We start from the raw sequence: 26,383 nt of genomic DNA, 5'->3' as shown, positions 1-26,383 counted from the left end.
TCGAAAAAAGTGAAAAATTAGTTACCCAACAGACAAAGGAGAAGATAAAATGGCAGTTTTAGTATTAGGCGGGGCAGGTTACATCGGCTCTCATGCTGTTGATCAGCTTATTGAAAAAGGATACGACGTCGTAGTTGTTGATAATTTATTAACCGGACATAAACAGGCAATCCATCCTGCTGCACGTTTTTATGAAGGCGATGTGCGGGACAAACCGTTTTTGCAGCAAGTATTTGAAAAAGAAGCCATCGAAGGTGTCATTCACTTTGCTGCAAGCTCATTAGTAGGAGAATCAGTTGAAAAACCGCTGATGTATTTTAATAACAATGTCCACGGGATGCAGGTGTTATTGGAAGTGATGCAGGAAAATGATGTGAAACATATCGTTTTCTCATCAACAGCCGCTACTTATGGAGAACCAGAAGAAGTACCGATTCGCGAAACAACACCACAAAAGCCTAAAAATCCCTATGGCGAAAGTAAATTAATGATGGAAAAAATGATGAAATGGTGCGACAACGCGTATGGAATGAAATATGTTGCTTTGCGTTACTTTAATGTAGCAGGCGCTAAAGCAGACGCCTCCATCGGGGAAGACCACAATCCGGAAACGCATTTGGTACCGATTATCTTGCAAGTTGCACTAGGGCAACGGAAACAGTTGGCAATTTTTGGGGATGATTATGATACACCTGATGGGACCTGTGTTCGGGACTATGTACAGGTAGAGGATTTGATTGCTGCTCATATCCTTGCATTGGAATATTTAAAAGCGGGCAATGAAAGCAATGCCTTTAATTTAGGAAGCAATCATGGCTATTCTGTCAAAGAAATGTTGGATGCTGCTCGAGAAGTGACAGGAAAAGAAATTCCGGCAAACGTAGCACCACGTCGTGCAGGTGATCCAGGTACTTTGATTGCAGCAAGTGATAAAGCACAGGAAGTATTAGGCTGGAAACCGCAATATACGGATGTAAAAGCAATTATTCAAACGGCTTGGGATTGGCACGTTAGTCATCCAAACGGGTATGAAAAATAGGAGGGAACAGATTTCATGTCAATCAGTCAAACAATCTTTGACTTTACAACTTTAGCCATCCAAGCAGGTGGGTGGATGGATCTTGATCGTCTTTACCTGCATAATCGCTTGTTGGCGCTAATCGGAGAAGATTCGCTGGATGAAACTATCAGCCAAAAACCACAACAGTCATCAGTGGAATTGCTGGATCAATTAATTATGCAAGCCCAAAAAAATGGTGTAATCACAGACACACCGCAAAAAGAAATCTTGGAAAGTCAACTGATGGATTTTTTGACACCGCCACCATCAGTTGTCAATGCACTTTTTGCCCAACAATATGCAAAAAGTCCGCAAGAAGCTACCGATTACTTTTTCGAGTTATGTAAAACAAACGATTACATCAAAACTCGTGCTATTGCAAAAAATATCGTTTTTCCAGTGGAGACAGAATACGGAGAATTGGAAATCACCATTAATCTTTCGAAACCAGAGAAAGATCCTAAACAAATTGCTGCTGCTCGAAATGTGACAGCGGTCAATTATCCTAAATGTATGCTTTGTATGGAAAATGAAGGCTATCAAGGTCGGGTCAATTATCCTGCTCGGACCAATCATCGAATCATTCGGATGAATCTGGATGGGGAGAGTTGGGGTTTTCAATATTCGCCTTATGCGTATTACAATGAACATTGTATTATTTTAGCTGAAGAACATCGACCAATGAAAATCGGCAAGGAGACCTTCGAACGTTTGTTGCGGATTACGGAAGTTTTACCGCATTATTTTGTAGGGTCAAATGCGGATTTGCCAATCGTTGGTGGATCGATTTTATCTCATGACCATTATCAAGGTGGCAGACACACTTTTGCAATGGCAAATGCCCCAATCGAGAAAAATGTGACGTTATCTGACTTTCCAAATGTTCAAGCAGGAATTGTCAAATGGCCTCTTTCCGTTATTCGCTTGCAATCTGCAAAGCAAGAAGAATTGGTGGAGGCAGCAGAATTTATTTTTGAAAAATGGCGTGATTACTCCGATTACTTGGTGGAAATTTCGGCTTACTCGGAAGATGGTACGCCACATCACACGGTCACACCAATTGCTCGTCGTAAAGATAATTTGTTCGAATTAGATTTGGTTTTGCGAGACAATAATGTCTCCGAAGAACACCCGGACGGTATTTTCCATCCTCATCAAGATGTTCAACACATTAAAAAAGAAAATATCGGATTGATCGAAGTCATGGGACTGGCTGTTTTGCCCCCACGTTTAGCTACTGAATTGGTGGAAGTCGAAAAATATCTTTTAGGTGAAGTCAATCAAATCGCACCTTATCATTTGAAATGGGCGAATGAATTGAAAACCAACTATACGTTTACGAAAGAAACAACGGAAGCTATCCTGCGCAAAGAAGTAGGACTGATTTTTGCACGGGTGTTGGAAGATGCCGGTGTTTTCAAACGAGATGAACAAGGACAGGCTGCCTTTGCTCGGTTTATAGAAGTTTTGTGAAGGGAGTAAGGAATGGCTACCATTAAAGATATCGCAGAAAAAGCGGGTGTCTCACCGGCAACCGTTTCTCGCGTATTGAATTATGATCGTGAGCTTTCAGTCGGTCAAGAAACAAAACAAAAGATTTTTGAAGCGGCAGAAGCATTGAATTATACGAAATACAAAATCAAACAGAAAAAAGAAGCGCAGGTTTTTCGTTTAGTCCAATGGTACGAGGCAGAAGAAGAATTGGCGGATTTGTATTATCTCGCAATTCGTTTGGGGATTGAGAATAAAGCAGAAGAATTGAATATCCGCTTGATTAAGGAACCGTTTGATCAGCTTTCCGAAACACAGACGGATGGAACGATTGCTCTGGGGAAATTTGATGGAAAACAAGTCAAACGGTTTTCTCAACTGAATCAGCCGATTCTTTTTGTGGACTATGATGCGATGAGTGAAGGCTATGATTCATTGACGGTTGATTTTCAACAAGCAGTAGATTTGGTAATCGATCATTTTATTGCAGAGGGACATGAGAAAATCGGAATTCTTTCTGGTTTGGAATATACCAAGGGAAACCACAATGAAATTGAAGATCCCCGCTTAACGGCTTTTCGGCAGCGGATGACGCAATTAAAAATATACGATGCGGACAGTCATCTTTCTGCGGAATTTTCCGTGGAAGGTGGTTATCAAGTGATGAAAACTTTTCTTGCGGCGAATAAAGAGTATCCAACCGCTTTTTTTGCTTCCAGTGATGCCTTAGCAATCGGTGCGATGCGGGCGATTCAAGAAAAAGGACTGTCCTTACCAAAGGATATCTCACTGATTGGCTTTAATGATGTCAGTGTTGCCAAGTATGTGTTTCCAGCACTTTCTACCATTAATGTTCCGACTGAATGGATGGGAGAACTGGCTCTAACTACGTTGCAAGATATTAGTAAAGAAAAAGCTCCCGTTCCTAGAAAAATTACATTGGGAACGAAATTAGTTTTACGGGAATCGACAAAAAAGTAAAATGATAGCAAAAAACGGCTCGTTTTAGCCGTTTTTTTGTTTTGAAAAACAATGGGCTGTACCTCTTTTTGATTTGTGGTAAAATATGATGGTGTTTAAAGGAAGGGTGCAAAAATGAAAATTTTAGCCATTGATACATCGAATCAATCCTTAGCAATCGGATTGATGGAAGAAGATCAGGTTGTTGGGCAGTTGCAGACAACTGTAAATAAAAATCATAGTGTTACCTTGATGCCGGCAATTGCTGGACTTGTGGAAATGGTGCATTGGAAACCAAAAGAGATTACGCGAATCGTGGTTGCACAAGGTCCGGGTTCCTACACCGGTTTGAGGATAGGTGTTACGACCGGGAAAACCTTGGCAGATACGTTGTCTGCGGAGCTTGTGGGCGTATCAAGTTTAGCCGTGATTGCTGCAAATTGTCGCAATATCGATGGGTGGATTTTACCAATTTTTGATGCACGGCGGGGAAATGTCTACGCAGGTGCCTACCAATGGCAAAAAGAGCAATTGATAAATGTGTGGCCGGATCAGCATATCTCCTTTGAAGAACTGAGTGAAAAAGTTCGTGAGCAAAAAGTTTTTTTTGTCGGAGCAGATGTGTCAAAATTTACGGAACAGATTCAGCAGAATTTACCTGATGCTACAATCAATCAAATTCCTGAATGGAACTATCCATCAGGTGTTGTCCTTGCTGAATTGGGGGCAAAAAAACCGGTGACAGCTGTAGATACTTTTTTACCGAATTATTTAAAACGTGTGGAGGCAGAAGAAAAATGGCTGGCGTCTCACGAACCCGGAGATGAAGCGTATGTTGAAAAAATTTAGTCTGTTTATCCAACAATGGACCTTCAAAAAAAGGACAAACTATCCGACGCGGGTGAAATCAATTCAGGGAACAGACTATCTGGTTCGAGCAATGAAGCGGGAAGATATTAAAGCTCTTTTGCAGGTAGAACGGCACGTTTATGCAGGGGAGGTACCGTGGACACGAGCCGCTTTTCTTTCTGAGTTGTTATCGTCTGTGCCTCATCTGTATCTTTGTCTTGAGTATGGCGGCGAATTAGTCGGATTTATTGGCTGCCGAGTCACTGGAAACGATGGACATATTACCAATATTGCTATTTTGCCTACTTATCAAGGAAGAGGACTGGGTACTTTTTTACTGGAGGAAATCGAGAGCTATGCGCGGAAACAGCGGTGTGAGATTTTATCTTTAGAGGTCCGTCTTGGGAATCGCGATGCCCAACGTTTGTACCGAAAATTTGGCTTTGTGTCACGAACGATTAAAAATGGCTATTATGATGAAACAAATGAGGATGCATTAGATATGGTGAAATACATAAATGAATAAGTTGCAAATTATAAAAGCACAAAAAGAAGAAAGTGAAAAATGGGCAGCATCTGTTTATCATTTGGCAAATGAAGCCTACACCTATCATTCCCCTTGGACACAAGAACAGTTTCTTGAAGATATGAAGACACCGTATAACAATTACTTACTTCTGAAACAAGAAGAAAGACTGATTGGATTTCTTGGGTATCAACACTTGTTATCAGAAGTGGAGATTTCAAATCTTGTAGTTTCGGTGAGGGAGCAAGGAAAGGGACACGGTAAAAAATTATTGCAGCATTTGATTCAACAGCTGGGAATGACTCCAGCAACTATTTTTTTAGAAGTGCGAGTCTCTAACCATGCAGCACAAAATTTGTATCTGACTTGTGGGTTTGAAATTATCAGTCGGCGAAAAGAGTATTATTCGGCACCTGTGGAAGATGCGTTAGTGATGCGTAAGAAAGTAAGGGAAAATGAATGAATGAATTGATTTTAGCAATTGAGAGCAGTTGCGATGAAACAAGTGTGGCGGTCGTAAAAGATGGGGCGATAATTTGTAGCAATATCGTGGCTTCTCAGATTAAAAGTCACCAACGTTTTGGTGGTGTTGTGCCGGAAGTTGCCAGCCGACACCATGTTGAACAAATTACCAGATGTATCGATGATGCGTTGCAAGAAGCCAAAGTAACTCCTGAAGATTTGACGGCAGTGGCAGTAACCTATGGACCGGGTTTAGTCGGTGCGTTGCTGATTGGTATTTCTGCAGCAAAAGCTTTTGCCTGGGCAAATAGTCTGCCGTTGATTCCTGTTAGTCATATGGCAGGTCATATTTATGCGGCCCGTTTTGTCAAACCGTTGGAATTTCCATTAATGGCGCTGTTGGTCAGTGGCGGGCATACGGAGCTTGTTTATATGGCAGAAGATGGTTCTTATGAAATTATTGGAGAAACGCGGGATGACGCGGCTGGTGAAGCATATGATAAGGTTGGTCGGGTCTTGGGGTTGCCTTATCCCAGCGGCAAAGAAATTGACCGCATGGCTCATGAGGGACAAGATACCTATCATTTTCCAAGGGCAATGATTCATGAAGACAATTTTGATTTTAGTTTCAGTGGTTTAAAAAGTGCCTTTATCAATCTGGTTCATAATGCAGAACAACGGGGAGAAAAACTGGTGCCCAATGATTTAGCTGCAAGTTTTCAGGCAAGTGTGGTTGATGTCTTAACGACAAAGACGATTAAAGCCTGCCAAAAATATCCGGTCAAACAAGTAGTTGTCGCTGGTGGAGTAGCAGCGAATCAAGGGTTGCGAGAAAGTTTGCAGCAGCAGGTGGCATCAACACTGCCTAATGTCGAATTGATTATTCCGCCGTTGAAATTATGTGGCGACAATGCCGCAATGATCGGTGCAGCAGCTCATATTGAATTAAAAAAACGACATTTTGCTGATTGGCAGTTAAATGCTGTCCCAAGTTTATCCTTTTAATAAAATACAAAAAAATCCGGAAAATAGGAACCTGACACGTCACAGTCTTCTGACAAAGACCACTGGACAATAGGCATTTCCTATTCTTCGGATTTTTTGCATAGAATCGAAGCTTTTCTCAATCATAAAAGGTAAACATTTTTTTGTCGTAATCCAACAAGCCTTTTTTCTTCATTTTTTTAATGACCTGACCAGCCGTTTCGCGAGTCGTTCCACTGTTGACAGCTAATTCTTTCAGGGTAATAGGAAAAGGAATCACCGTTTTGGTTGCTTCTTTTTTTCCTAATTCTTTTTTTAAAATGTAAAGATTTTGTGTCACACGATCATGGGCATTTGAGGTCAATCCAGTTTGCAATCGTAATTGGTGGGAGGCAATAATGCCGTTTAATTTTTTTATTAAGTAAATCAGCTGCTTTGGATTATTCTGACAGATCTGTTCAAAAATCTGTGCCGGAAAATAAAAAGTATCAATATCGGTCAACGCTTGAGCACTGTGGGAATATAACTCTTCACGGAAAATGCCCCCCATTGGAAAAACACTGCAATTTGATACATAGTCATAGTAATAGTAAGTGGCGCTTTCATCGTAGCGTTCTAAACGGACAAGCCCTTCAGTGACGAAGTACAGACGATCACGAGGATCGCCCTCATCAAAAAGAATCTGTCCTTTTTTGTACGAGCGTAGCAGGACATTGGCCTTTAAAAGATTAAATTCTTCTTCTGTCAAATGTTCGAAGTCATCCTGATAGCGTAAACGAGAAAATTGAAAATCGGTTTTATCGGTATACATTCATAGCCCTCATCTCTTGGTTATTTCTCTCATATCAATTGTTGCTTTTTTTTAAATGTTTGTAAAGATAAAAATGCAAAGAATATGGCAAAAATTCCCTTTGAAAGGAGCATTAAATAATCAATTCATTCATAATAAATAAAAGATACATAATAGTTGTAAAAATGAATAAAATCTGTTTATGTATAAAAAAATATACATAAAAAAGGAAACGCCGACATCGGAAAGCGATAACAATATTATTTAAAAAGAAAAATAAAAATATACAATAAATTTTTCTGAATGAATAAATATTTTTTTGTTTCTTATTTTGCATAAAAACAACGGATTTTTTTGACAATAAAGAATAAATGCGGTTAAATATAAATAACATAACTATTAACGTGAAATATTTGGCATTTCCAATGACGAATATTTTTGAAAGGGCTTTCTGTAACGCGTTAAGCTATTCATGTAATCAAGAAAGAGGAGGCAGCAAAATGGATAAACCGATTCACGTATTTTCTGAAATAGGAAAATTGAAAACCGTCTTATTGAAAAGACCGGGACAAGAGGTAGAAAATTTAACCCCAGATATTATGGAACGTCTATTGTTTGATGATATTCCGTATCTTCCAGTCGCTCAGGACGAACATGATGAGTTCGCCAAAGTATTGCAAGACAACGGAACTGAAACCTTGTACTTAGAAAAGCTAGTTGCTGAAGCAATTGATGCGGGCAATGTCAAAGAAGAATTCTTAAATCGAATGTTGGATGAATCCTTTATTGACTCTGCCACGGTTCGTCAAGGATTGTTTGAATACTTATTGTCAATGGAAACCCAAGACATGGTTAATAAAATCATGGCGGGTGTTCGGACGAAAGAAATCGATGTCAAACCACACTCTTTATTTGATCTTTCAAAAGATGATGACTACCCATTCTTTATGGACCCAATGCCAAATCTATATTTCACACGAGATCCGTCCGCCTCAATCGGAAACGGAATGACAGTTAACAAGATGGCATTTGAAGCACGACGTCGGGAATCCATGTTTACAACCTATATCCTAAATCATCACCCACGCTTCGCAAATAAAGGTGTTGAAGTTTGGTTGGATCGTGATGTCGATGGGCATATTGAAGGTGGCGACGAACTAGTTCTTAGCGATGAAGTAGTAGCTATCGGAATTTCCCAACGGACGCATGCGCGTTCACTAGAAAAATTAGCCCGCAATTTGTTCGCAAAAAATGCTGGCTTTAAAAAAGTCTTGGCAATCAAAATCCCGCATAATCGCGCGATGATGCACTTAGATACTGTTTTTACAATGGTTGATTACGATAAATTTACGATTCATCCAGAAATTCAAGATGCTGACGGAAAAATCGACGTTTACACAATTGAACCAGATGGTGACGACATCAAAATTTCACATAGCCAAGATTTACATGGTACATTAAAAGCAGCATTGCATTTAGACGATTTGGTTTTGATTCCAACTGGAAACGGGGATGCTATTGTTGCACCTCGGGAACAATGGAATGACGGATCAAATACATTGGCAATCGCACCGGGTGTGGTAGTCACTTATAATCGTAACTATGTTTCCAATGAATTGTTGCGCAGCTATGGCATCAAAGTGTTGGAAATCCATTCAGGGGAATTGTCCCGCGGTCGTGGTGGCCCACGTTGCATGAGTCAACCTCTCGTTCGTGAAGATTTGAAAAAATAATTCGTTGACTTTTCCGAGGCGGTGATCTCATTGCCTTCGGATTCATTTAATGACCAAACTAAAGGAGAGTACTAATATGAAAGAATCTGTATTTCAAGGAAGAAGTTTATTAGCTGAGAAAGATTTCACCAAAGAAGAACTACAATACCTAATCGATTTTTCAGAACATTTAAAGGATCTAAAAAAACGCGGCATTCCTCATCACTATTTAGAAGGAAAAAATATCGCACTGCTTTTTGAAAAAACATCGACTCGGACACGGGCAGCCTTTACTACTGCTGCAGTGGATTTAGGTGCACATCCAGAATATTTGGGTGCGAATGATATCCAATTAGGAAAAAAAGAATCGACGGAAGATACGGCCAAAGTTCTTGGTCGGATGTTTGATGGAATTGAATTCCGCGGATTCAGCCAAAAAATGGTCGAAGAACTAGCAGAATTCTCCGGTGTACCTGTTTGGAACGGTTTGACAGATGAATGGCATCCAACGCAAATGATTGCTGACTTCTTAACAATCCAAGAAAACTTTGGAACGGTGGAAGGTATTACAGTTGCTTATTGTGGCGATGGTCGGAACAACATGGCAAATTCTTTATTGGTAACTGGTGCGATTTTAGGAACACATATGCGTATCGTGGCACCGAAAGATTTACAACCGGACGAAGAAGTTGTGAAATTAGCAGAAGGTTTTGCAGCGAAGACAGGTGCGAAATTAATGATTACAGATGACGTAGATAAAGGCGTTGACGGTGCAGATGTTCTTTATTCTGATGTATGGGTTTCAATGGGAGAAGAAGACAAATTTGAAGAACGCATCAAATTACTGAAACCTTATCAAATCAATATGGAAATGATTGAAAAAACCCACAACACAGACAGACTGATTTTCTTGCACTGCTTGCCAGCATTCCATGATACAAAAACGGTTTACGGGGAACAAATGAAAGAAAAATTCGGTATCACGGAAATGGAAGTGACGGACGAAGTTTTCAACAGCAAATATGCCCGTCAATTTGATCAAGCGGAAAATCGGATGCACTCCATTAAAGCCATCATGGCAGCAACTTTGGGTAATCTGTTTATTCCCCGAGTATAAATAAAAACTACTTACTTTAACAAAAGCGGGTCAGAACGTTGTAGGTTTGAAAAAACAGGCGACAGGCGCTGGCCCGCTTTGTCATTCTTAAAAATGTCGAAAAGGAGCGTGCCATTATGGCAAATCGTAAAGTTGTTGTCGCATTAGGGGGAAATGCTATTCTTTCTGATGACGCAACTGCCCAAGCGCAACAAAGCGCGTTACGTGAAACTGCAAAATATTTAGTGAAATTTATTGAGCAAGGCGATGAATTGATTATCTCTCACGGAAACGGTCCACAAGTGGGAAACTTATTGATCCAGCAAGCAGCAGCCGATTCTGAAAAAACACCAGCAATGCCGCTTGATACCTGTGTCGCTATGACAGAAGGATCTATTGGGTATTGGCTGCAAAATGAAATGGGCAGTATTCTAAAAGAAAAAGGAATCGATAAAGATGTCGTTTCTTTAGTTACGCAAGTTATCGTCGATGAAAATGATCCTTCTTTCCAAAATCCATCGAAACCAGTTGGTCCATTTTTTACTGAAACAGAAGCACAGCAACAAATGAAAGAGACCGGCGCAACCTTTAAAGAAGATGCCGGTCGTGGCTGGCGAAAAGTAGTCGCTTCACCAAAACCAATTTCAATTAAGGAAGCACGAGTAATTGAAAGTCTGGTCAATCAAGGAGTGATTACCATTTCAGTTGGAGGCGGTGGGATTCCCGTTGTTGAAACAGCTAACGGTTTAGAAGGTCGCGAAGCAGTGATCGATAAAGATTTTGCTTCAGAAAAATTGGCAGAAATCATTGAAGCAGATTTGCTGATTATTTTGACCGGAGTGGATAATGTTTATGTGAATTATCAAAAACCTGATCAAAAAAAATTAGAGACAGTTACTGTGGCTGAAATGAAGCAATACATCGAAGAGAACCAGTTCGCACCAGGCAGTATGCTGCCAAAAGTTCAAGCAGCAATCGAATTTGCTGAAGCTCGTCCAGAGGGCAAAGCAATCATCACTTCATTGGAAAACATCGAAAACCTATTAGCCAATGAAGAAGGAACGATCGTTGTCGCAAAATAAGTGAATCTATCGCGTAGGCGATTGGTTTATAGAAAACCTTGAAGTGTGTGATTTTCTCCTTTAGTGCATACTTCAAGGCTTTTAAAGAAACGTGAAAAGAAATTTTGATTAAAAATCTTTAAAAATTAATTCGCAAACAGGAAAATACTAGCCATTCACAAAAACCTTTGCTATAATCAATGCAGTTTAATAAACGATTTGATGAACAAGAGAGTATCTTTTGATGAACGTATAGCGAGTTCGGGTAGGTGAGAGCCGAATGGGAAAACAAGAGAGAACCGCACTTGGGAAAATCTGCCTAGCAGACGGCTATCTACCGTTATTAGAGAAGCAGGTTCTTTTTAGAACAATTAGAGTGGTACCGCGGGTAATCTCGTCTCTGGTGAAGGATTCACTGGGGGCTTTTTTTGTTGCTTCAAATCATCTCTCAAAAAATCAAGGAGGAAGTAAAATGAATAATAAAGATGTCGTTGCAAAAGCTATTTATGAGGTAGTCAAGGATGATCTATCCTTAGAACAAGTAGAAAAATTATTGGAAAACCCAAAATCGGCAGATCACGGAGACGTGGCTTTTCCGGCTTTTGCATTAGCAAAAGCCTATCGTAAAGCACCACAACAAATCGCACCGGAATTAGCAGAAAAAATCGATGGGACAGATTTTGAAAAAATCGAAGTAGTTGGACCTTATTTGAACTTTTTTATGAATAAAGCCAGCATCAGCGAAAAAGTATTGGCAACCGTCGTAAAAGAAAAAAATCATTACGGGGATGCTTCCATCGGCGAAAACAAAAATGTACCGATTGACTTGTCTTCACCAAACATTGCCAAACCAATTTCAATGGGACATTTACGTTCTACCGTAATCGGAAATTCCATTGGGTTTATTATGGAAAAAATCGGCTACAATCCAATTCGTATCAATCACTTGGGTGACTGGGGTACTCAATTTGGAAAATTGATTGTAGGTTACAAAAAATGGGGCTCTGAAGAAGCTGTTAAAGCTGAACCAATCAATGAATTATTACGTTTGTATGTTCAATTCCATGAAGTTGTTGAAACAGAACCAGAATTGGATGATGAAGCACGGGCTTGGTTCAAAAAATTAGAAGACGGCGACGAAGAAGCTGTTAGCTTATGGCAATGGTTCCGTGATGAATCCATGAAAGAGTTCAATAAAATCTATGACATGTTGGGTGTCGAGTTTGATTCTTTAAATGGGGAAGCTTTTTACAATGATAAAATGGATGAAGTCATCGAATTACTTGAAGAAAAACATCTATTGAAAGAAGACAAGGGCGCAGAAATTGTTGACCTTTCTGCCTATGATCTAAACCCTGCTTTGATCCGTAAGTCAGACGGAGCCACTTTATATATCACTCGTGACTTGGCGGCTGCCTTGTATCGTAAACGGACGTATGACTTTGCCCAATCTATTTATGTTGTTGGGAATGAACAAAGCTATCACTTTAAACAATTAAAAGCTGTATTGAAGGAAATGGGCTTTGACTGGTCAGATGACATGCATCATATTGCATTTGGTTTGATTACCCAAGGCGGGAAGAAATTATCCACCCGTAAAGGAAAAATCGTTTTACTTGAAGAAGTTTTGAATCAAGCCATCGATTCTGCCAAGGAGCAAATTACAGAGAAGAATCCTGATTTGGAAAACAAAGATGAAGTAGCAAAACAAGTCGGCGTTGGAGCTGTGATTTTCCATGATTTAAAAAATGATCGTTTGAATACCTTTGACTTTACTTTGGAAGAAGTGGTGCGCTTTGAAGGAGAAACCGGTCCTTACGTACAATATACCCACGCACGAGCAATGAGTATTCTTGCCAAAGCCGGCTTTGTTCCTCAAGCCGATCAAAGTTACGCGTTAGCTGATGAAGGAAGCTGGGAAGTCATCAAGCTGGTTCAAAAATATCCTGAAACAATCATGCAAGCAGCAGAAAAATTTGAACCATCTGTTATTGCAAAACACGCGATTAAATTGGCACAAGCTTTCAATAAATACTATGCTCAAACTAAAATTTTGGCAGATGACGGACAAAAAGATGCTCGTTTGGCATTAGTTTATGCCGTTACAGTCTTGTTGAAAGAAGATTTACGTCTCTTGGGACTTCATGCGCCAGACAAAATGTAAGAAAATAGCCAAAAAAAGACTGACATCAACCGATGTCAGTCTTTTCACTATGCTAATATGTGGGTTTTGAAATAGCGTTCCATTTTTTTTGCATCTTCTTCTGTTCGGGAGATAATAATGACCGTGTCAAAACCGGCGATAGTCGTTACTTTTTCAGGAATGTGGACTTCATCAATGACCGCTGTAATCAATTGGGCATTGTCCGGCAAAGTATTGACGATGGTCAAAAATTGAACCCGATCGACTTTCGTCACAACATCTTCGATCATGTGGATCAATCGTTGTTCTTCTTCCTGTCCGTCTTGTCCAAAACGTTCTCCTTGGAAAATTTCAAACCGTGCTTGACCGGTTTCGTCAGGGGCTTTGATGATTTTTAAATCGCGAATATCGCGGGAAATCGTTGCTTGCGTCGCAGTGACGCCTTTTTCTTCCAATAATCGAAGCAATTCTTCTTGAGTGCGGACTGTTTGGCTGCTAATGATCTGTTTAATTAGTAAGTGTCGGTCAGCTTTGCGCATAGTAGAATCTCCTTTATTCGTTTTGTTCCTTTCATCATAGCAAATCATTTTCCTTCTGCCCACTTTGATGAGTGAATTTTTATCCGTAAAAGCTGAATTTTCATCTTAATTGGTCAACAAGATTACGATTTTTACATTGAGAGAAGCGTTTAAAGTAACGTATTTTTTTGAATTGGAGTATACTTTACTTAGAAATAACTCGTTGCTTTCTTTTAGCAATGAAATTCTAAAGGAGTGAATCTTAATGGAAACTGGACAAGAAAAATTTTTGCATTTCTTTTTAGATCGCGTAGAAGCGGCCCATGTGGATGAGGCAAAAAAGCTATTAGTAAAGTCATTTGCAGATCAACAAGTAGAAAACTTTACCTATGTAGATTTTGAGAAACTGCAAGCAAAGCTTTTACCATTGGTTAAAGAAGATAAAGTAGATGAAGTCAAACAAGCAATGACTCATTTTTCACAAGGTTTAGCAAAATAAGTACTGAATTTAAAAAACGCGTTCTCGATGAAAATCAGAAGAATGTGTTTTTTTTAACGGGAAAAATCGTTGCATTTTAGTTTTGCCTACTGTATACTGTTCTAGGTGTGAGCGAGTCTTGCACAAATCCACATTAAAGGTCTATTTACAGTCAGGGTGCTTTGCTTGCGAAGTCTGCTGTGGAGTTTACGGCTTTTAAGAGGAAAACAAAAACCAATTGGAGGAAACAAATCATGGCAGTAATCAGTATGATTACAGTTGTAAACCTTCAATCAGGAACCTGTTTCTAGCAGAGGTGTGCAGTAGTTTAACCGTCTAATATGTAGGAGAACAGTTATTTTATTATAATATTTTGACTTCAAAAGTCACTTACTTTTTACCTGAAATATAACAGGAGAAAGTAGGTGGCTTTTTTATTATGCCAGTGCAAGCGCAAGCAGATATTGAAGAACAAATTGACACACAAATTGGCTGGGTTCCAGCAATCAAAGAACTCTTGCTTTTGTGTGAAACAGAAGGACTTACAAAAAGGGACTATTAAAACTACTAAATCAGCCCTAGACAGATTTAAGATTTACTGTGTTGAACAGAAACACTGTTTGTACCCAACTCAAGTTACTAGAAGTATGATCAGAGATTACGTTGCTTTTTTACGTGAAGATGGGCATGTTTCTCGCTCTATCAATGCACACATTTCAAAAATAAGGAAGTTTTACAATTATCTGATTGATGAAGAAGAAATGCGAGATATAGATGATCCAATGCGGCGTGTTAAATTTCTGAAAATTTCTAAGGAGATTATCCTTCCTTTCAATGATGCGGAGGTTCAAAAATTTCTGGAACTAGCAGGAAATCAGAAGAATAAGTTTTTTGCGGCAAGAGATAAGCTGTTAATCATGCTGATGGCCGACTGTGGGCTAAGAGTGCATGAACTCTGTGAACTAGAAAATGACTGGTTTCTGAAAGATAAGCTGCTGGTGCATGGCAAAGGGGATAAAACAAGAATGCTGTATCTGACTCCTCCAGTGATTAAGCAAATTATGAAGTATAAGCGTATACGGGAAACGTACTTCGAAGCAAGAGGAATCAGCAAGAATAAATTCTTTTTTAGAAACCGTGATGGCGAGCATATCAGAAATGACTGCGTTCAAAAAATGCTGAAACGGCTTGGTAAACGTGCAACACATTTGCGACCAGAAGTCAGAAACAGCCCACATACTTTTCGCCATTGGTTCGCACAGTCTCAACTGAAAAACGGTGTTGACATTTACACGCTGTCTAAGCTGTTGGGCCACACTAACCTTACTACTACTCAGATTTATCTGGAAGGACTGGCAGATGAAGAACTGGTGCAATCAGCTATCAAGACTAGTCCACTGATGAACCTGCACTAACAGCACCTCAGTAACAAAAAAAGCCACCTGCTGCAAACAGGTGACTCCAATGTTTTATGAAAACTGAATAAACAGAATCCACAACTAACATTCAACTAACAGTATTTTACAGCTTAACTACTGTAAATGCAAGTGGCATTCTGTCAGCCTTCTTCAAGGACGTTCTTCTGCTGATAAAGAAGTAACAGAGGTCTGCAGCATGACCGCCACACAAAATTTGCTGACAACAGGCGGCAAGTGTTAGACTCTGCCCAATTCTGTGGAAACTGTTGGTTGTAAATGGGTCAGTGTTGCCCATCAGTAAAAAGCACGGGAGGTACTCCAGATGGTGGGGCGCATTCCCTTTTCTGTCTGCGGTGTTTACATGAGTCTGACCGCCTGAACAAACAGCTCTCAGCTAACAACTGGGGGAACAACCTCAAACTCGCAGAAAAGGTTGCAGTAGGGCTGGAAAGCTGCATAAAATGTGTCTTAAGTTTATACTCAAAACTTTTCACTGCTTCCTAGGGTGAAGTTTGCCTCAGACCTGCTAATCAGACAAGCTGCTTACGGTCAATGGTCTGAAGGGTTTAAGGGGAGGACTGTGCGTAGCACTAACAATTTTTCATACTACGGGTAAGAAACAGACTAAACAGTTTTAGAGTGAAACACTGCTCTCACTGTTTAGTCTGTTTTTTACGCTTCAAAATAATTACTGTCAAAATGTCCCTTTCTGTAAATTTTGCTGAATAAGTAAGTGTAGAGTATCTCCTGATTTTCTGTCAGCAATACATAGCGTTTAACGCAATAGACTGTGCATCAGTCACACATAGAACAGAAATCACAGAAAAAACAGGAGGAAAACAATGTACAATTATATTTACAGCAACAGGAGTAGGGGAAACTAGCATTGTCAAAGTCAACAGAAAGAAAGCTAGTGAGAGCTGTAGAGCTAGATTTAGAATCTGGCGAAGTACTGATTGACACTGTGCATTATCAGAAAAGACAGTTAGAACCTTTTGAAACCGCACCTTGCACATTTTGGAAAAAAGAAGGAGATGATCGCACGTTTTTTAATGTAAAAATGGAAAATTGGGAGCAATTTATCAGTGATAGCAGTATTACTAATGCTAACTTGGGTCACGCTTTGTATCTGTCATCATTTATGCACTACGATAATATTCTGTATGCACAAGAAAGAAACAAGATACCGCTTGCTGCAGATGGTGTGACAGAGTTACTAAAAGTAAGTAAGCGGTCAGCTATGAAAGTAATAGCTAGTTTGCAAGAAGCTGGTTTACTGTCAGCAGAAATAAAAGAAGTTGGCGGTAAGCAGTATAACTGTTACAAGTTGAATGATACCTATTTTTACAGAGGAGCCTTTAACAAGAAAGACGGCAATTACAATCACACTGCAAAAGCATTTAATGCGGTTATTCAACAGCTTTACTTAGAGAATAATGCAGCAACGCTAGCTTTTATTGCAAAGATGCTGCCATTTCTGGATAAACAGACTAACATTATCTGTTTGAACCCAAACAGAGACATTGATTATGATGTTTTGTTGCATATGAAGCTAGATGATGCAGCTAAAATTGCTGGAATCAGCAGGCAAGCAGCTGCTAACATTGTAAACAAAGCAAAATATCATGGAATTTGGGCATTTGCTAAAGTAATCACTGGGAAAACTGTAAGATATAAGCTGAACCCTGAAATTTCAACCAGACAAGCGGGCGTTACCGCTTTTGCTGATGAAGTAATGTTTCACAGTGTTGAAGGCTCTTACACTTACAGTTAGACAGAAAAAACAGGGAAAACTGGAAACAGTATCCCTGTTTTTTCTGTTTCTGCAGAGAAAAAGCTACAGTTTAGGTAAGTTTAGTGCAAGCATGATGTTGATATACCGCCATTTCTTGAAAAGTTTAGGTAAGTTTAGTGCAAACAGTAAAATCAGCAATCCCTTGTGGCAGTAAGAATACAGCGTTTTACGCTTTTGCTTAACATCTATTACTCTATTATCCCAATTCTTTCTTCAAACAGTGAACAGTCTAACAGTAGTAAACAGTAATCACAGCCGCTTTTATAAAGCGCAGTTGATTAAGTGCAAAAGGCTAAAGCCTTGCGCTGGCAGCAAGCTGCCAACGCTCAATGTAAATAAAAGCTAACAAAACTTAAATGATTATAACAGCATACAGTGATAATAGCAGTATTACTGTATTATTACTGTATACTGTATTACACTCTTATTTCTGTTAGCTGTTTTAGACGTATTATTCTGTTTAAAATGCTACGTGATGTAGCCGCAAGGCGGAATCACATGGGAGCTTTAGCGACCATCAATTAGCAGTGCTTTAAAAAGCAGCAGTAATTGCAGTATAGAACAGAAAGGCAGGTTTTTTTCTGTAAAAACTGTATTTCTTTATGTAAAAAGTTTAAAAAAGTTTTTCATTTCTTGTTGTTCACTTGCTTAAAAATACAGCTATTACATGTAAAAAAGAAAGTTTAAGCAGGAGGAACAACTTGAGAAAGCCTGAAATTACATACAATATTAATGATTACTCAACTGACCAGTATCCACAAGCAACAGATGCACTGCTGACATATATTAAAAAAGTTTTGCGGAAAACTCCTTTAGCTGAACTGCCAGAAACGCCTGTCAGAGTAGCGACAGTTGACAAGTTGACAGAAGATTTTTTTCAGAAATTTGGACAGTATCCGAACTCTGTTATTCTGTATTATCTGTCTAACTATTTGCTGCAAGATTATCTGTCATCTCCTAGAAAAAAGAAAACAGATGAAAACCCGGTATTATCATGGCGACAGCAGAAAGCACGTTATAGTAAAGAGTTTTCAATGAAATCAATGAAAACGTTAGATTATATTCACTACAAATACTTGTTTAACCCAGCGATGCCAAAGGCTACACAAGAAAAACCAGATAGAGGCGGTTTCCAATTATGAAAACTACAGTAAATATGCACAAAGAAATCTTTGATAATGTAATTGCACCAACTATCCAGCCCAAACAATCACATGCAGACATTGCGGCAGAGTTTTATGAACTGCAAGCACAGTATGGTAACTTAGTCACGTTAACACGCTATGCAAGTGCCAAGAAAATGTCTGTCCCCACTGTCAGCAAAATTCTGAAAGAGTATTCCCAGAAAAATGGCTAAACAGTCAGCAGAGGACAAGAAGCAGCAAAGACTGTTTAACACACATGTAGAGCCAAATATTGTACCGTTTCCATCACGTGCAGAGGTTTACAATGAGTTTCTGCTTCATCAACGTAACCATGGTGAAAAAATGGTAACAGTTGAACGTTACGCAAAAGCAAAAGGGATGACAGTTTTTGTAATGAACAGCATTATCAAGTTTGAAAAAGCGAAACAACTAAAGGAGAAACAGAAATGACCACAGAAAAATCAGTGACAGCGCAAGACAAGATTGTACAGTATTTCAGAAACAGAGAACTAGAGAAAGAGCAGGCCAAAGTTGACAATGAACGTATCAACACTAGCTTTCTGATTAGCCCAGCTGTCAATACAGCAGAGTGGATTGCATATCAATCTAAATCAGCATCAGAGCGGCATGAGCCCAGCATTGGTAGCAAAGATGAGCTATATCAACATTATAAATTGCATGACTTAAAAAACATGTTAGAATCACGTAGAAATACAGCACTTGAAGAACTGAAAACAGTTGAACCTTACAGATTAATTCATGAAACTGCAGCGGATAACTACGTTTTAGTACAAGCAGAACTTGAAAAGCTAGACAGTGCATTGAAACAGTTACAAGAGTATCAACATCCAAATACTGTTACCACTTTTTCGGAAGGTTTAGCAGCCAGCATGCAGCAGTATGAGGCGGATATGGCAAAACTTGAAGCAGATAAAGTTGAAATCAATGCAGCAGAACTTGATCAGACTGAAAAGAAGAAAACTGTCGTGAGCATTGGTAGCAATCCCGCAGCAGGAGGATTCAGATGAGTAAAATGCCTGTAGATAATGCTGTACAACTTTCTAAAGTTGTATTCTTGCAGCATGCTGAATTAGCAGCAGATTATGTTGAGCAATTTGGCAAAAATGTAGTGCTTGCTGCTTTAGATGAAGCCATGGCAATTACAAAAGCTGACTCTTATTATGCTGTAAGCGCTAAAGACAGCGCAGACTTTATAAGTAGAATGGCAAAAATATCAGCAGCACAGCTGCAAGTAAGGAGCATGTAGATGTCATTTCCATTTTTGAAAGATAAACGCCCGCTGAAAGATCAGTTGGATATAAATAAACTGAAACCAGATGCTGCTCTGCTGTCAGAGGTTGACAAAGAGAATGAGTCACTTTTGAAGTTGTGGCGAGAGTATCAAGCAAAGCAGAAAGCATTGGATGAGGAACTTGCAGCGCTAGCAGAGGAGCAAAAAGTCCCCACAGAAGGTGACTCATTGTCTGCAATATCTGACGCTGTAAAGAACTTCTTTTTAACCGCAACTAAAAAGCGCCCAGCAGAACAGATTGAAGCAGAAAAAGAAGCACTGCAAACGTGGTATTTTGAATATGTAGATGCTCGCCTAGCTTCTTTACACCCAAAAGTTATGAACTTAGTTAAAGTAGCAGAAACAAATGCAGCGGCTGTGGAGGAAAACTTTGAGACCGCTGCAAATACTGCAGAAGTTGATGAAGTATTTCGCTTAATTTGCGGTGACTTAGAAAAATCCACCAACTTATTTTGGTCACTTACTGCAACGGTGAAGGGATATCAAAGCAGAACTATTCTGTCACAAACTGCTAGAATGCCCGTGAGGTTCAATCTTGAAGCTAAAAAATTGGCTGCGGTTCAGCATTCAGAAATTGAAACTGCTTTTCTGGAACGGAAACATGCAGCGCAACAGTAGCAAATGACCCGGCTGCAATTCAGAGGTAGCTCTGCTAAACTGACTTGCAATTTAGCAAGTGCAGTTGCCGCAGAAAAACTTGGTATTAATCTGGTTACAGAAATCAAGAAATCAGATAAACTGGTTTACCGCAGTCGAAAGCAAGCACTCAGGTGGCTTACACTGATGTTAGCTGATAATTATGCTGATGTAACGCAACAGGAAGTTGCATCAGAGATGAAACAGTATTCAACCAAGCAACTGTATGAAGAGGTTCAAGCAGTGTTTGACAGAAGATAAATAAATTCAGTAAGGCAGCAGGCTACACAGCTTGTTGCTTTTTTGCTGTAAAAAAGTAGGTGAACAATATAGCTGTATCAGAAATAAATTTTAAAATTACTGCAGATATTTCTCAGTTGCGTAAGGCAGTAACAGAAGCCAGAGAGGCCACAAAGTCCGCTACAAAACCAATTGCTAACAGTTTCAGCAGTATGGTAGGACAGTTGAAAACTGTTAGTAGCCCAATCAGTAAACTTACAAGTGGATTTGGAGGACTTGCCAAAACTGCAATTAAAGTTGGTACAATTGGCGTAGCAATGAAAGGCGTAAATTCTGCTCTTAATGCGGTAACTTCAAGTGTTGGTTCAGCAATTTCACGCATAGATACATTGAATAACAGTAGCAGAGTGTTTGAAAACATGGGTTTTTCAGCGGGAGAAAGTTCTGAAATGATGAAGAACTTAACTAATAGCTTGAAGGGGTTGCCTACTGGTTTAGACAGTGCGGTGCAAGGAGTGCAACTCCTCGCTGCAAGCACAGGAAATCTAGGAAAATCTCAGGAGATATTTTCAGCACTAAACAATGGTATTTTAGGTTTTGGAGGTTCAACAGAACAAGTTCAAAATGCAATTACTCAGTTGTCACAGGCTTTTTCTAATAGCAAGGTGGACGCCGAGACATGGAATTCCATGATCGATAGCGGTCTTGGCCCCGCTTTAAATGCTTTAGCTAAACAGATGGGCATGACTACTGGGGAACTGAAAGCAGGACTTTCTGATGGCTCAGTATCGGTTGAAACATTTCAGAATGGGCTAATTAACCTTAATGAACATGGTGGCGGTGGACTGAAATCCCTGCAAAAAATTGCAAAAGACTCTACAGCGGGAATTGGTAGTAGCATTGAAAATGCAAAAACTGCAATTACCCGGGGAGTTGCTTCCATGATAAAGGCTTTTGATGATTTTCTCGTTTCTGTTACAGGAATGGGAATTGCAGAAATAGTATCCTCAATTGGAACGAGTATGGAAAAATGGCTCGGTGGTTTGGCTTCGTTATTACAAAAGTTAACGCCAATTGCAAAAACTGTTTTTGAAGCAATTAAGAAAGGTATGACTACTGTTTCTAGTGTTTTGAAAAGTATAACGCTTGATGACGTAGTCAACGCATTCAAGAAGTTTTTTGACATACTGAAAACTCTTGCCCCAATTATCGCTGGCGTTGTCGGCGCAATTGTAGCAATAAAGGTAATTACAACAGTAGTATCTGTCATTAGTGCTGTTGGTGCAGCAATTGCATTTCTAACTAGCCCCGTTGGTCTGGTTGTCGCTGCAATTGGAGCACTAATTGCCATTGGCGTTTTAGTGTGGCAGAAATGGGATGCAATCAGCCAATTTCTCGTTGGCTGTTGGAATGGTATTAAAGAGTTTGCTGTTGCAATTTGGGATGGACTGAAAGCATTTTTCAGCACAACCATTGGACAGATTGTACTTGCAATCATTAATCCCATTGCGGGGCTAGTGAACATAGTAATCCAGAATTGGACTGCAATTAAAACCACCACTATTGCTGTGTGGAACAGTATTAAAGTCTTTTTATCAGCGGTCTGGACGGGAATTAAGAACGTAGTTTCTGTGGTAGTTGCTGCAATTTCCAGTTTTATTAGTAATTCATGGAACAGCATTAAATCTGTTACATCTACAGTTTGGAACGCAATTAAGTCAGTGATTAGTACTGCATGGAATGCTATTAAATCTGCAGTTACTTCTGCAATTAATGCAGTTAAGTCAATAATCACAAGTGTATGGAACACAATTAAATCTGTTTCCAGTTCTATCTGGAACGGCATTAAGTCAGTAATCAGTAATGTCTGGAATAGCATTAAAAGCACTGTTTCAAACGCCATTAATGCTGTTAAGACAAAAGTTACCTCTGTTTGGAACGGTATTAAGTCAGTTACTTCCTCAGTATGGAACGGCATTAAGACTGCTATCACCAGACCAATTGAAGCTGCTAAGAATACAGTAAAAAACATTGTTGACAAGATTAAAGGGCTGTTCAAATTTAAGCTGAAATTTCCATCAATCAGTATCCCACATATTCCACTGCCACACTTTAAGCTAAGTGGTTCCTTCAATCCACTGAAAGGTAAGATACCTTCTGTTGGGATTGACTGGTATAAAACTGGTGGTATCTTTACTGGTGCTTCTGTGATTGGTGTTGGTGAAGCAGGGGATGAAGCTGTAGTTCCACTGTCCAATAAGAGTAGAATGGCTCCATTTGCTAAAGCTGTATCTGACTACATGAATAAGGATAGCAGCAGTAGTAACAGTGGGAATGGCGTGGCACAGAGAATAATTGTTGAAGTGCCATTTTTCATGGACAGTAGACAATTTGCAAAAGCTACTGCAGTAGCAATGGTTTCTGAAACAGATAGGTTGTCACGCTCGGAAGCCCGTAGGCAAGGAACTAGAATAATACCCGTTTAATGTACTGTCAGACAGTCTTATCACACAAATAAGGCTGTCCATAGAGTGCGTTAAACAGCTTACTTGCAGTTTATCTCCTTTCTGTAATCACTTTCTAAAAAGATAGCTGTAACACTCGCCCATTCAAGCATGGCTGTCCAACTGCTCCAAACTGAATTATGCAGTTGGATGGCCAATAGTGTAATAACTGAATATGCTGTAAATTACCCTGCTGTCTGCATTGACAGTGGGGCTATTTTTTTATGCACTGTAAAATTAGATGTAAAGCAGCATAGATCAGTTGCAGTGGCAGTTACAGTAGCGACAGCCAGAGTCTAAGCCTTGCTACAACAGTGTTTTACAGTACTACAGATTTTATCATTGCTTAGTGTAAACTGTCTGCAGATTTTACACCTAGGACAGTTAAAAAAGTGGGAACAGTGAAGAAATGGAGGGGAGCAGTTGACACAGTGGGCAGATATTCTTGCAATCAAACAGGCTGACAGTCTTGCAACAGTCAAGCAAGCAGTCTTTATGTGCGCCCTACTTTTAGAAAAACAGGAGGCTACAGTTAGTGAAAGCTGGCTCCATACTGTTTACTGCTATCCCAGTATTGCCATGGTTGACAGCAAAAAAAACAAGCACAAGAGTGATTGCACTGACTTACTGTTATATTATTCCTGTAAATACCGCTAGTTTACATAACACTGATTAAATGAAGTAGTACTGTTCCCAACACTTTCAGCTAATTATCTTGTGAAATTACAGTCGTCTAGCTATTACTCAACTGATAAACGTTGATAGAACAGCAATCAGCATTACTAAAAGTTTGTGAAGTTCAACTGTCTTTCAACTGTCTAATATCTGTAATTCTGTTATTTATTTTACTTGATTAAACAGTATTAAACCAGTTTCATTATACTCTTTCTGCTGTCAGATTTACAGTTATTTCTGTTCTTTCAGCCAAACAGATGATCACAGAATAACAGACCCCGGTGCAGGGGGAGGTGGGGGTTTTTTCTGGCTCTCCTGACTGCGGGAATAAATACACAGTAAATTTTACAGTTTTCTGACAGTGCAAACAGCCTGGACTGCCATACCCCACTTAGTGAAAGTAGTTTCTGGAATTAAAGCACTGCCCCAGAAAAATTACATAATAAATTTTACCCTTTTTCACCAGTGAAGCAGTGGTCAGAGTCCATTGCTGTTTCCACTGCTAACTACAGTAGCATTACAGAGGGAACAAGGATAGCAAGGTAATTATACTGCTAACAGTTACAGTCTGTTTATTTCCAATAGTTATGCAGAAAAACAGGCTTAAAATTGATTAAAGTAAGTAGATGACTGCTAAACTGATGACGACAGGTTGAACAAGATACTGACTCTTGCCAGAGTCCTGTATATGCAGGACTATGCTTCTTTGTCGGCTAACAGTTGATTGATGTAGTCAGAGAGTTGCTGCATTTCTTTTGCAGGTAGGGTTGCAATCCAATCACGTACACTGCTGTTGCTGTCCTCACTGTCTGATACCAAGTATGTAAGAGGAACATTATACAGCTTTGCCAGAGCTTCCAATTTATCCATTGGGGGAAGTATACTGCCGTTTTCATATCTGGCTAATGTTCGCACAGTTATATTCAATGAGTGTGCTATTTCTGGCTGTGTTTTTTTTAAATGGAGGCGTGCTTGCTTTAATTTGTCTGATAATGCCATTCTTAAAAATCCTCTCTTGACACAGACGTTTAATGTCTGTATACTTCTTTTTGAACAAGACTTTAAATGTCTATTTTGATTTAAAAGAAAAGCCAGTGTCCAACCACTGACTCTCGGAAAAACTGTCTATATACCGTCACTATTTTAACAGTTTTTCCTTTCCAATTCAAGGGAGGAACAGCAACATGACAACAATTAATGAAACAGTAGGACAAGTGAAAGTAGTAGAACAGTTAGTAATTGATTACCAGCAATATGAAGCCGGGGGCATGAAACAGGATTTTGCAGTATTCAACATCATGCAAGCAGTGAAAGCATTTAAAACTGCAAGAGTCAATGCGTTGCGTAGATCAGTACCAAAAGCAATCTGTATAGCTGATTTATACGCTCTATTTGATGATGCACTGTTAGCAGCAATGGACAGCTACAAGCCAGAACGTGGGGCAACATTTTATACGTATCTGAATGCAATTTTGGAGCATAAAAAGGCTAATGTCATTGAACAGTTAAACAGAAAAAGAAGTATTCCGGTTGGTGGTACTGTCAGCCTGAGTCCAGAAATGGCTGAGGTACTTACTGTTGATGAAACTGGCAACTATGATGATGTAATGACAGCATTAGACTCCTACAGCAAGATTAGCAAAGGCAAGGCTAACAATGCTGCAATCATTCTGATTGAATGTGATTTATTATCAGAAGTCCTGTCAAAAAAGGATAGAATTAAAGCGCTGTTCAATAAAGAGATGACTGCAGAAGCTGTAAAGAAACGTTTACAGCGTGCCCGTGCAGACTTCAAACAGTATTATCAGTCTCAACAGTCAGAAGGTGACTGCTAATGAATGCTTTTACTGATGAACAACTGGACAGATTGACTGAGGCAATGCTCCCATTGTTGGCAGATAAAACAGAATCAGAAGCCAGTCTGATTATACAGTTAGTACTGTATTGGCTATTGTCAGAGTCAGACTACAGCTACCAACGGTGGTTAGACCTGTTTAGTGCTGCAGAGTCTGTCATTGATGCCTATACAGCAAGCAGAAAGAGCGGTGCCCATCATGAGTAAGAAGCAGTCAAAACAGCTATTCTTGTTCATTCTATTTTTTACCGTAGGCATTGCTGTATCCAGCTTTGCTAGCCTTGAAACTGTCAGAAATATTCTGCTTGCTGTACTGGCTGCTTATTCTTTGATGATTAATGCACCCCGTAGAAGGAAGCGAGTAAGCTCCCAGGGCAGATAGCAATTGAATGTAAAAGAGTGATACTTAAATCACTATATTATAGTAGGAAATTGCTAAGAGTTTGCAGAAAAAATGCTCATAATACCTGTTTAGAAATTACTGCCATGTTGCATTGGAAAAAGTCCAAATGCTTATACACCAGTAAAATAACAGAAAAAATGGCATAAATGTCATGGGAATTACTGCCATAATGGCGAAAAGTGGGCAGTTATTTAACAAAAAACAGTTGAATTTAGTGTAAAAACTAGTTAAAATTAGTCAGCAGGTAAAAAGTAAGATGATAAAAACAGT

29 protein-coding genes and 1 other annotated feature are annotated in these 26,383 nt (G+C 39.4%); of the genes, 26 read left to right on the top strand and 3 right to left on the bottom strand.

Annotation, left to right across the window (positions count from 1 at the left end; genetic code table 11):
- Positions 1–49: 49 nt before the first annotated feature.
- From galE to tsaD, 7 genes are all read left to right on the top strand, one after another.
- The gene (galE, locus tag FFM66_RS09550; protein WP_048603100.1) at positions 50–1,039 is read left to right on the top strand and encodes a UDP-glucose 4-epimerase GalE; all 990 of its coding nucleotides are present in this window, start codon (positions 50–52) and stop codon (positions 1,037–1,039) included.
- Between the two features lie 15 nt (positions 1,040–1,054).
- Complete coding sequence (gene galT / locus FFM66_RS09545) at positions 1,055–2,533, top strand: UDP-glucose--hexose-1-phosphate uridylyltransferase (RefSeq protein ID WP_137605764.1); 1,479 nt, start codon at positions 1,055–1,057, stop codon at positions 2,531–2,533.
- A gap of 12 nt (positions 2,534–2,545) precedes the next feature.
- Entirely contained in the window at positions 2,546–3,532 is a 987-nt protein-coding gene (locus FFM66_RS09540; protein ID WP_137605763.1) for a LacI family DNA-binding transcriptional regulator, read from the top strand.
- Between the two features lie 114 nt (positions 3,533–3,646).
- Complete coding sequence (gene tsaB / locus FFM66_RS09535) at positions 3,647–4,360, top strand: tRNA (adenosine(37)-N6)-threonylcarbamoyltransferase complex dimerization subunit type 1 TsaB (RefSeq protein WP_137605762.1); 714 nt, start codon at positions 3,647–3,649, stop codon at positions 4,358–4,360.
- Positions 4,344–4,886: a ribosomal protein S18-alanine N-acetyltransferase gene (gene rimI, locus FFM66_RS09530; RefSeq protein ID WP_137605761.1), complete on the top strand. Its 543-nt coding sequence runs from the start codon at positions 4,344–4,346 to the stop codon at positions 4,884–4,886. Before tsaB ends, rimI (FFM66_RS09530) begins: the two co-directional genes overlap by 17 nt.
- Positions 4,879–5,349, top strand: coding sequence for a ribosomal protein S18-alanine N-acetyltransferase (gene rimI / locus FFM66_RS09525; protein WP_048603095.1), 471 nt, complete (start codon positions 4,879–4,881; stop codon positions 5,347–5,349). Before rimI (FFM66_RS09530) ends, rimI (FFM66_RS09525) begins: the two co-directional genes overlap by 8 nt.
- A complete protein-coding gene (tsaD, locus tag FFM66_RS09520; protein WP_137605760.1) occupies positions 5,346–6,353 on the top strand; it encodes a tRNA (adenosine(37)-N6)-threonylcarbamoyltransferase complex transferase subunit TsaD in 1,008 nt (335 codons plus the stop codon). Before rimI (FFM66_RS09525) ends, tsaD begins: the two co-directional genes overlap by 4 nt.
- A gap of 118 nt (positions 6,354–6,471) precedes the next feature.
- Here tsaD and FFM66_RS09515 read toward each other — a convergent pair whose 3' ends face one another.
- A complete protein-coding gene (locus FFM66_RS09515) occupies positions 6,472–7,143 on the bottom strand; it encodes a Crp/Fnr family transcriptional regulator (RefSeq protein WP_048603093.1) in 672 nt (223 codons plus the stop codon).
- A gap of 479 nt (positions 7,144–7,622) precedes the next feature.
- Here FFM66_RS09515 and arcA point away from each other — a divergent pair, with 479 nt between their 5' ends.
- From arcA to argS, 4 genes are all read left to right on the top strand, one after another.
- Positions 7,623–8,855: an arginine deiminase gene (gene arcA, locus FFM66_RS09510; RefSeq protein WP_048603092.1), complete on the top strand. Its 1,233-nt coding sequence runs from the start codon at positions 7,623–7,625 to the stop codon at positions 8,853–8,855.
- A gap of 76 nt (positions 8,856–8,931) precedes the next feature.
- Complete coding sequence (gene argF / locus FFM66_RS09505) at positions 8,932–9,951, top strand: ornithine carbamoyltransferase (RefSeq protein ID WP_137605759.1); 1,020 nt, start codon at positions 8,932–8,934, stop codon at positions 9,949–9,951.
- A gap of 116 nt (positions 9,952–10,067) precedes the next feature.
- Positions 10,068–11,012 (top strand): carbamate kinase, encoded by a 945-nt coding sequence (gene arcC, locus FFM66_RS09500; RefSeq protein WP_137605758.1) that lies wholly within the window; start codon positions 10,068–10,070, stop codon positions 11,010–11,012.
- A gap of 192 nt (positions 11,013–11,204) precedes the next feature.
- Positions 11,205–11,396: a binding site (T-box leader), on the top strand.
- Between the two features lie 67 nt (positions 11,397–11,463).
- Positions 11,464–13,155 carry an arginine--tRNA ligase gene (argS, locus tag FFM66_RS09495; RefSeq protein ID WP_137605757.1) on the top strand — a complete coding sequence of 564 codons (1,692 nt, stop codon included), beginning with the start codon at positions 11,464–11,466 and terminating at the stop codon, positions 13,153–13,155.
- Between the two features lie 47 nt (positions 13,156–13,202).
- Here the strand turns inward: argS and FFM66_RS09490 are convergent, their stop codons facing one another.
- The gene (locus FFM66_RS09490) at positions 13,203–13,673 is read right to left on the bottom strand and encodes an arginine repressor (protein WP_137605756.1); all 471 of its coding nucleotides are present in this window, start codon (positions 13,671–13,673) and stop codon (positions 13,203–13,205) included.
- Between the two features lie 244 nt (positions 13,674–13,917).
- On the opposite strand from FFM66_RS09490, the gene FFM66_RS09485 reads away from it, so the two are divergent.
- From FFM66_RS09485 to FFM66_RS09430, 13 genes are all read left to right on the top strand, one after another.
- The gene (locus tag FFM66_RS09485; protein ID WP_137605755.1) at positions 13,918–14,151 is read left to right on the top strand and encodes a hypothetical protein; all 234 of its coding nucleotides are present in this window, start codon (positions 13,918–13,920) and stop codon (positions 14,149–14,151) included.
- 418 nt (positions 14,152–14,569) lie between these two features.
- Positions 14,570–14,692: a hypothetical protein gene (locus tag FFM66_RS11500; protein WP_281276028.1), complete on the top strand. Its 123-nt coding sequence runs from the start codon at positions 14,570–14,572 to the stop codon at positions 14,690–14,692.
- Entirely contained in the window at positions 14,658–15,545 is an 888-nt protein-coding gene (locus FFM66_RS09480; RefSeq protein WP_246038436.1) for a tyrosine-type recombinase/integrase, read from the top strand. Before FFM66_RS11500 ends, FFM66_RS09480 begins: the two co-directional genes overlap by 35 nt.
- An 889-nt stretch (positions 15,546–16,434) precedes the next feature.
- Positions 16,435–17,322 carry a hypothetical protein gene (locus tag FFM66_RS09475; protein WP_137605753.1) on the top strand — a complete coding sequence of 296 codons (888 nt, stop codon included), beginning with the start codon at positions 16,435–16,437 and terminating at the stop codon, positions 17,320–17,322.
- Positions 17,323–18,044: 722 nt separating this feature from the next.
- Positions 18,045–18,485, top strand: coding sequence for a hypothetical protein (locus FFM66_RS09470; protein WP_137605752.1), 441 nt, complete (start codon positions 18,045–18,047; stop codon positions 18,483–18,485).
- Positions 18,482–18,700, top strand: a complete 219-nt coding sequence (locus FFM66_RS09465; protein WP_137605751.1) for a hypothetical protein — start codon at positions 18,482–18,484, stop codon at positions 18,698–18,700. Before FFM66_RS09470 ends, FFM66_RS09465 begins: the two co-directional genes overlap by 4 nt.
- Positions 18,693–18,938: a hypothetical protein gene (locus FFM66_RS09460; protein WP_137605750.1), complete on the top strand. Its 246-nt coding sequence runs from the start codon at positions 18,693–18,695 to the stop codon at positions 18,936–18,938. Before FFM66_RS09465 ends, FFM66_RS09460 begins: the two co-directional genes overlap by 8 nt.
- On the top strand, positions 18,935–19,516 hold the full coding sequence (locus FFM66_RS09455; protein WP_137605749.1) for a hypothetical protein: 582 nt from the start codon (positions 18,935–18,937) through the stop codon (positions 19,514–19,516). The genes FFM66_RS09460 and FFM66_RS09455 overlap by 4 nt, the downstream gene beginning before the upstream one ends.
- Positions 19,513–19,755 (top strand): hypothetical protein, encoded by a 243-nt coding sequence (locus FFM66_RS09450; RefSeq protein ID WP_137605748.1) that lies wholly within the window; start codon positions 19,513–19,515, stop codon positions 19,753–19,755. Before FFM66_RS09455 ends, FFM66_RS09450 begins: the two co-directional genes overlap by 4 nt.
- On the top strand, positions 19,756–20,418 hold the full coding sequence (locus FFM66_RS09445) for a hypothetical protein (protein WP_137605747.1): 663 nt from the start codon (positions 19,756–19,758) through the stop codon (positions 20,416–20,418).
- Positions 20,419–20,421: 3 nt separating this feature from the next.
- The gene (locus FFM66_RS09440; RefSeq protein WP_137605746.1) at positions 20,422–20,697 is read left to right on the top strand and encodes a hypothetical protein; all 276 of its coding nucleotides are present in this window, start codon (positions 20,422–20,424) and stop codon (positions 20,695–20,697) included.
- 59 nt (positions 20,698–20,756) lie between these two features.
- Positions 20,757–23,162, top strand: a complete 2,406-nt coding sequence (locus tag FFM66_RS09435) for a phage tail protein (RefSeq protein WP_246038435.1) — start codon at positions 20,757–20,759, stop codon at positions 23,160–23,162.
- Between the two features lie 441 nt (positions 23,163–23,603).
- Positions 23,604–23,837 carry a hypothetical protein gene (locus FFM66_RS09430; protein ID WP_137605745.1) on the top strand — a complete coding sequence of 78 codons (234 nt, stop codon included), beginning with the start codon at positions 23,604–23,606 and terminating at the stop codon, positions 23,835–23,837.
- A gap of 714 nt (positions 23,838–24,551) precedes the next feature.
- Here FFM66_RS09430 and FFM66_RS09425 read toward each other — a convergent pair.
- Positions 24,552–24,854: a helix-turn-helix domain-containing protein gene (locus FFM66_RS09425; RefSeq protein WP_137605744.1), complete on the bottom strand. Its 303-nt coding sequence runs from the start codon at positions 24,852–24,854 to the stop codon at positions 24,552–24,554.
- A 185-nt stretch (positions 24,855–25,039) separates the two neighbouring features.
- Between FFM66_RS09425 and FFM66_RS09420 the strand changes: the two genes are divergently transcribed.
- Complete coding sequence (locus FFM66_RS09420) at positions 25,040–25,690, top strand: hypothetical protein (protein WP_137605743.1); 651 nt, start codon at positions 25,040–25,042, stop codon at positions 25,688–25,690.
- Positions 25,690–25,917 carry a hypothetical protein gene (locus tag FFM66_RS09415; protein ID WP_137605742.1) on the top strand — a complete coding sequence of 76 codons (228 nt, stop codon included), beginning with the start codon at positions 25,690–25,692 and terminating at the stop codon, positions 25,915–25,917. Before FFM66_RS09420 ends, FFM66_RS09415 begins: the two co-directional genes overlap by 1 nt.
- Positions 25,918–26,383: the final 466 nt, after the last annotated feature.

It is taken from the genome of Enterococcus songbeiensis (assembly GCF_005405265.1).
Classification (GTDB): Bacteria; Bacillota; Bacilli; order Lactobacillales; family Enterococcaceae; genus Enterococcus_C; species Enterococcus_C songbeiensis.
The sequence above is the reverse complement of the archived record's forward strand: the minus strand, read 5'-3'. Positions and strand labels throughout refer to the sequence as shown.

Coding starts and splice junctions, on each gene's coding strand:
- galE (WP_048603100.1), top strand. CDS start 50: ATGGCAGTTTTAGTATTAGGCGGGGCAGGTTACATCGGCTCTCATGCT.
- galT (WP_137605764.1), top strand. CDS start 1,055: ATGTCAATCAGTCAAACAATCTTTGACTTTACAACTTTAGCCATCCAA.
- FFM66_RS09540 (WP_137605763.1), top strand. CDS start 2,546: ATGGCTACCATTAAAGATATCGCAGAAAAAGCGGGTGTCTCACCGGCA.
- tsaB (WP_137605762.1), top strand. CDS start 3,647: ATGAAAATTTTAGCCATTGATACATCGAATCAATCCTTAGCAATCGGA.
- rimI (WP_137605761.1), top strand. CDS start 4,344: ATGTTGAAAAAATTTAGTCTGTTTATCCAACAATGGACCTTCAAAAAA.
- rimI (WP_048603095.1), top strand. CDS start 4,879: ATGAATAAGTTGCAAATTATAAAAGCACAAAAAGAAGAAAGTGAAAAA.
- tsaD (WP_137605760.1), top strand. CDS start 5,346: ATGAATGAATTGATTTTAGCAATTGAGAGCAGTTGCGATGAAACAAGT.
- FFM66_RS09515 (WP_048603093.1), bottom strand. CDS start 7,143: ATGTATACCGATAAAACCGATTTTCAATTTTCTCGTTTACGCTATCAG.
- arcA (WP_048603092.1), top strand. CDS start 7,623: ATGGATAAACCGATTCACGTATTTTCTGAAATAGGAAAATTGAAAACC.
- argF (WP_137605759.1), top strand. CDS start 8,932: ATGAAAGAATCTGTATTTCAAGGAAGAAGTTTATTAGCTGAGAAAGAT.
- arcC (WP_137605758.1), top strand. CDS start 10,068: ATGGCAAATCGTAAAGTTGTTGTCGCATTAGGGGGAAATGCTATTCTT.
- argS (WP_137605757.1), top strand. CDS start 11,464: ATGAATAATAAAGATGTCGTTGCAAAAGCTATTTATGAGGTAGTCAAG.
- FFM66_RS09490 (WP_137605756.1), bottom strand. CDS start 13,673: ATGCGCAAAGCTGACCGACACTTACTAATTAAACAGATCATTAGCAGC.
- FFM66_RS09485 (WP_137605755.1), top strand. CDS start 13,918: ATGGAAACTGGACAAGAAAAATTTTTGCATTTCTTTTTAGATCGCGTA.
- FFM66_RS11500 (WP_281276028.1), top strand. CDS start 14,570: ATGCCAGTGCAAGCGCAAGCAGATATTGAAGAACAAATTGACACACAA.
- FFM66_RS09465 (WP_137605751.1), top strand. CDS start 18,482: ATGAAAACTACAGTAAATATGCACAAAGAAATCTTTGATAATGTAATT.
- FFM66_RS09460 (WP_137605750.1), top strand. CDS start 18,693: ATGGCTAAACAGTCAGCAGAGGACAAGAAGCAGCAAAGACTGTTTAAC.
- FFM66_RS09455 (WP_137605749.1), top strand. CDS start 18,935: ATGACCACAGAAAAATCAGTGACAGCGCAAGACAAGATTGTACAGTAT.
- FFM66_RS09450 (WP_137605748.1), top strand. CDS start 19,513: ATGAGTAAAATGCCTGTAGATAATGCTGTACAACTTTCTAAAGTTGTA.
- FFM66_RS09445 (WP_137605747.1), top strand. CDS start 19,756: ATGTCATTTCCATTTTTGAAAGATAAACGCCCGCTGAAAGATCAGTTG.
- FFM66_RS09440 (WP_137605746.1), top strand. CDS start 20,422: ATGACCCGGCTGCAATTCAGAGGTAGCTCTGCTAAACTGACTTGCAAT.
- FFM66_RS09425 (WP_137605744.1), bottom strand. CDS start 24,854: ATGGCATTATCAGACAAATTAAAGCAAGCACGCCTCCATTTAAAAAAA.
- FFM66_RS09420 (WP_137605743.1), top strand. CDS start 25,040: ATGACAACAATTAATGAAACAGTAGGACAAGTGAAAGTAGTAGAACAG.
- FFM66_RS09415 (WP_137605742.1), top strand. CDS start 25,690: ATGAATGCTTTTACTGATGAACAACTGGACAGATTGACTGAGGCAATG.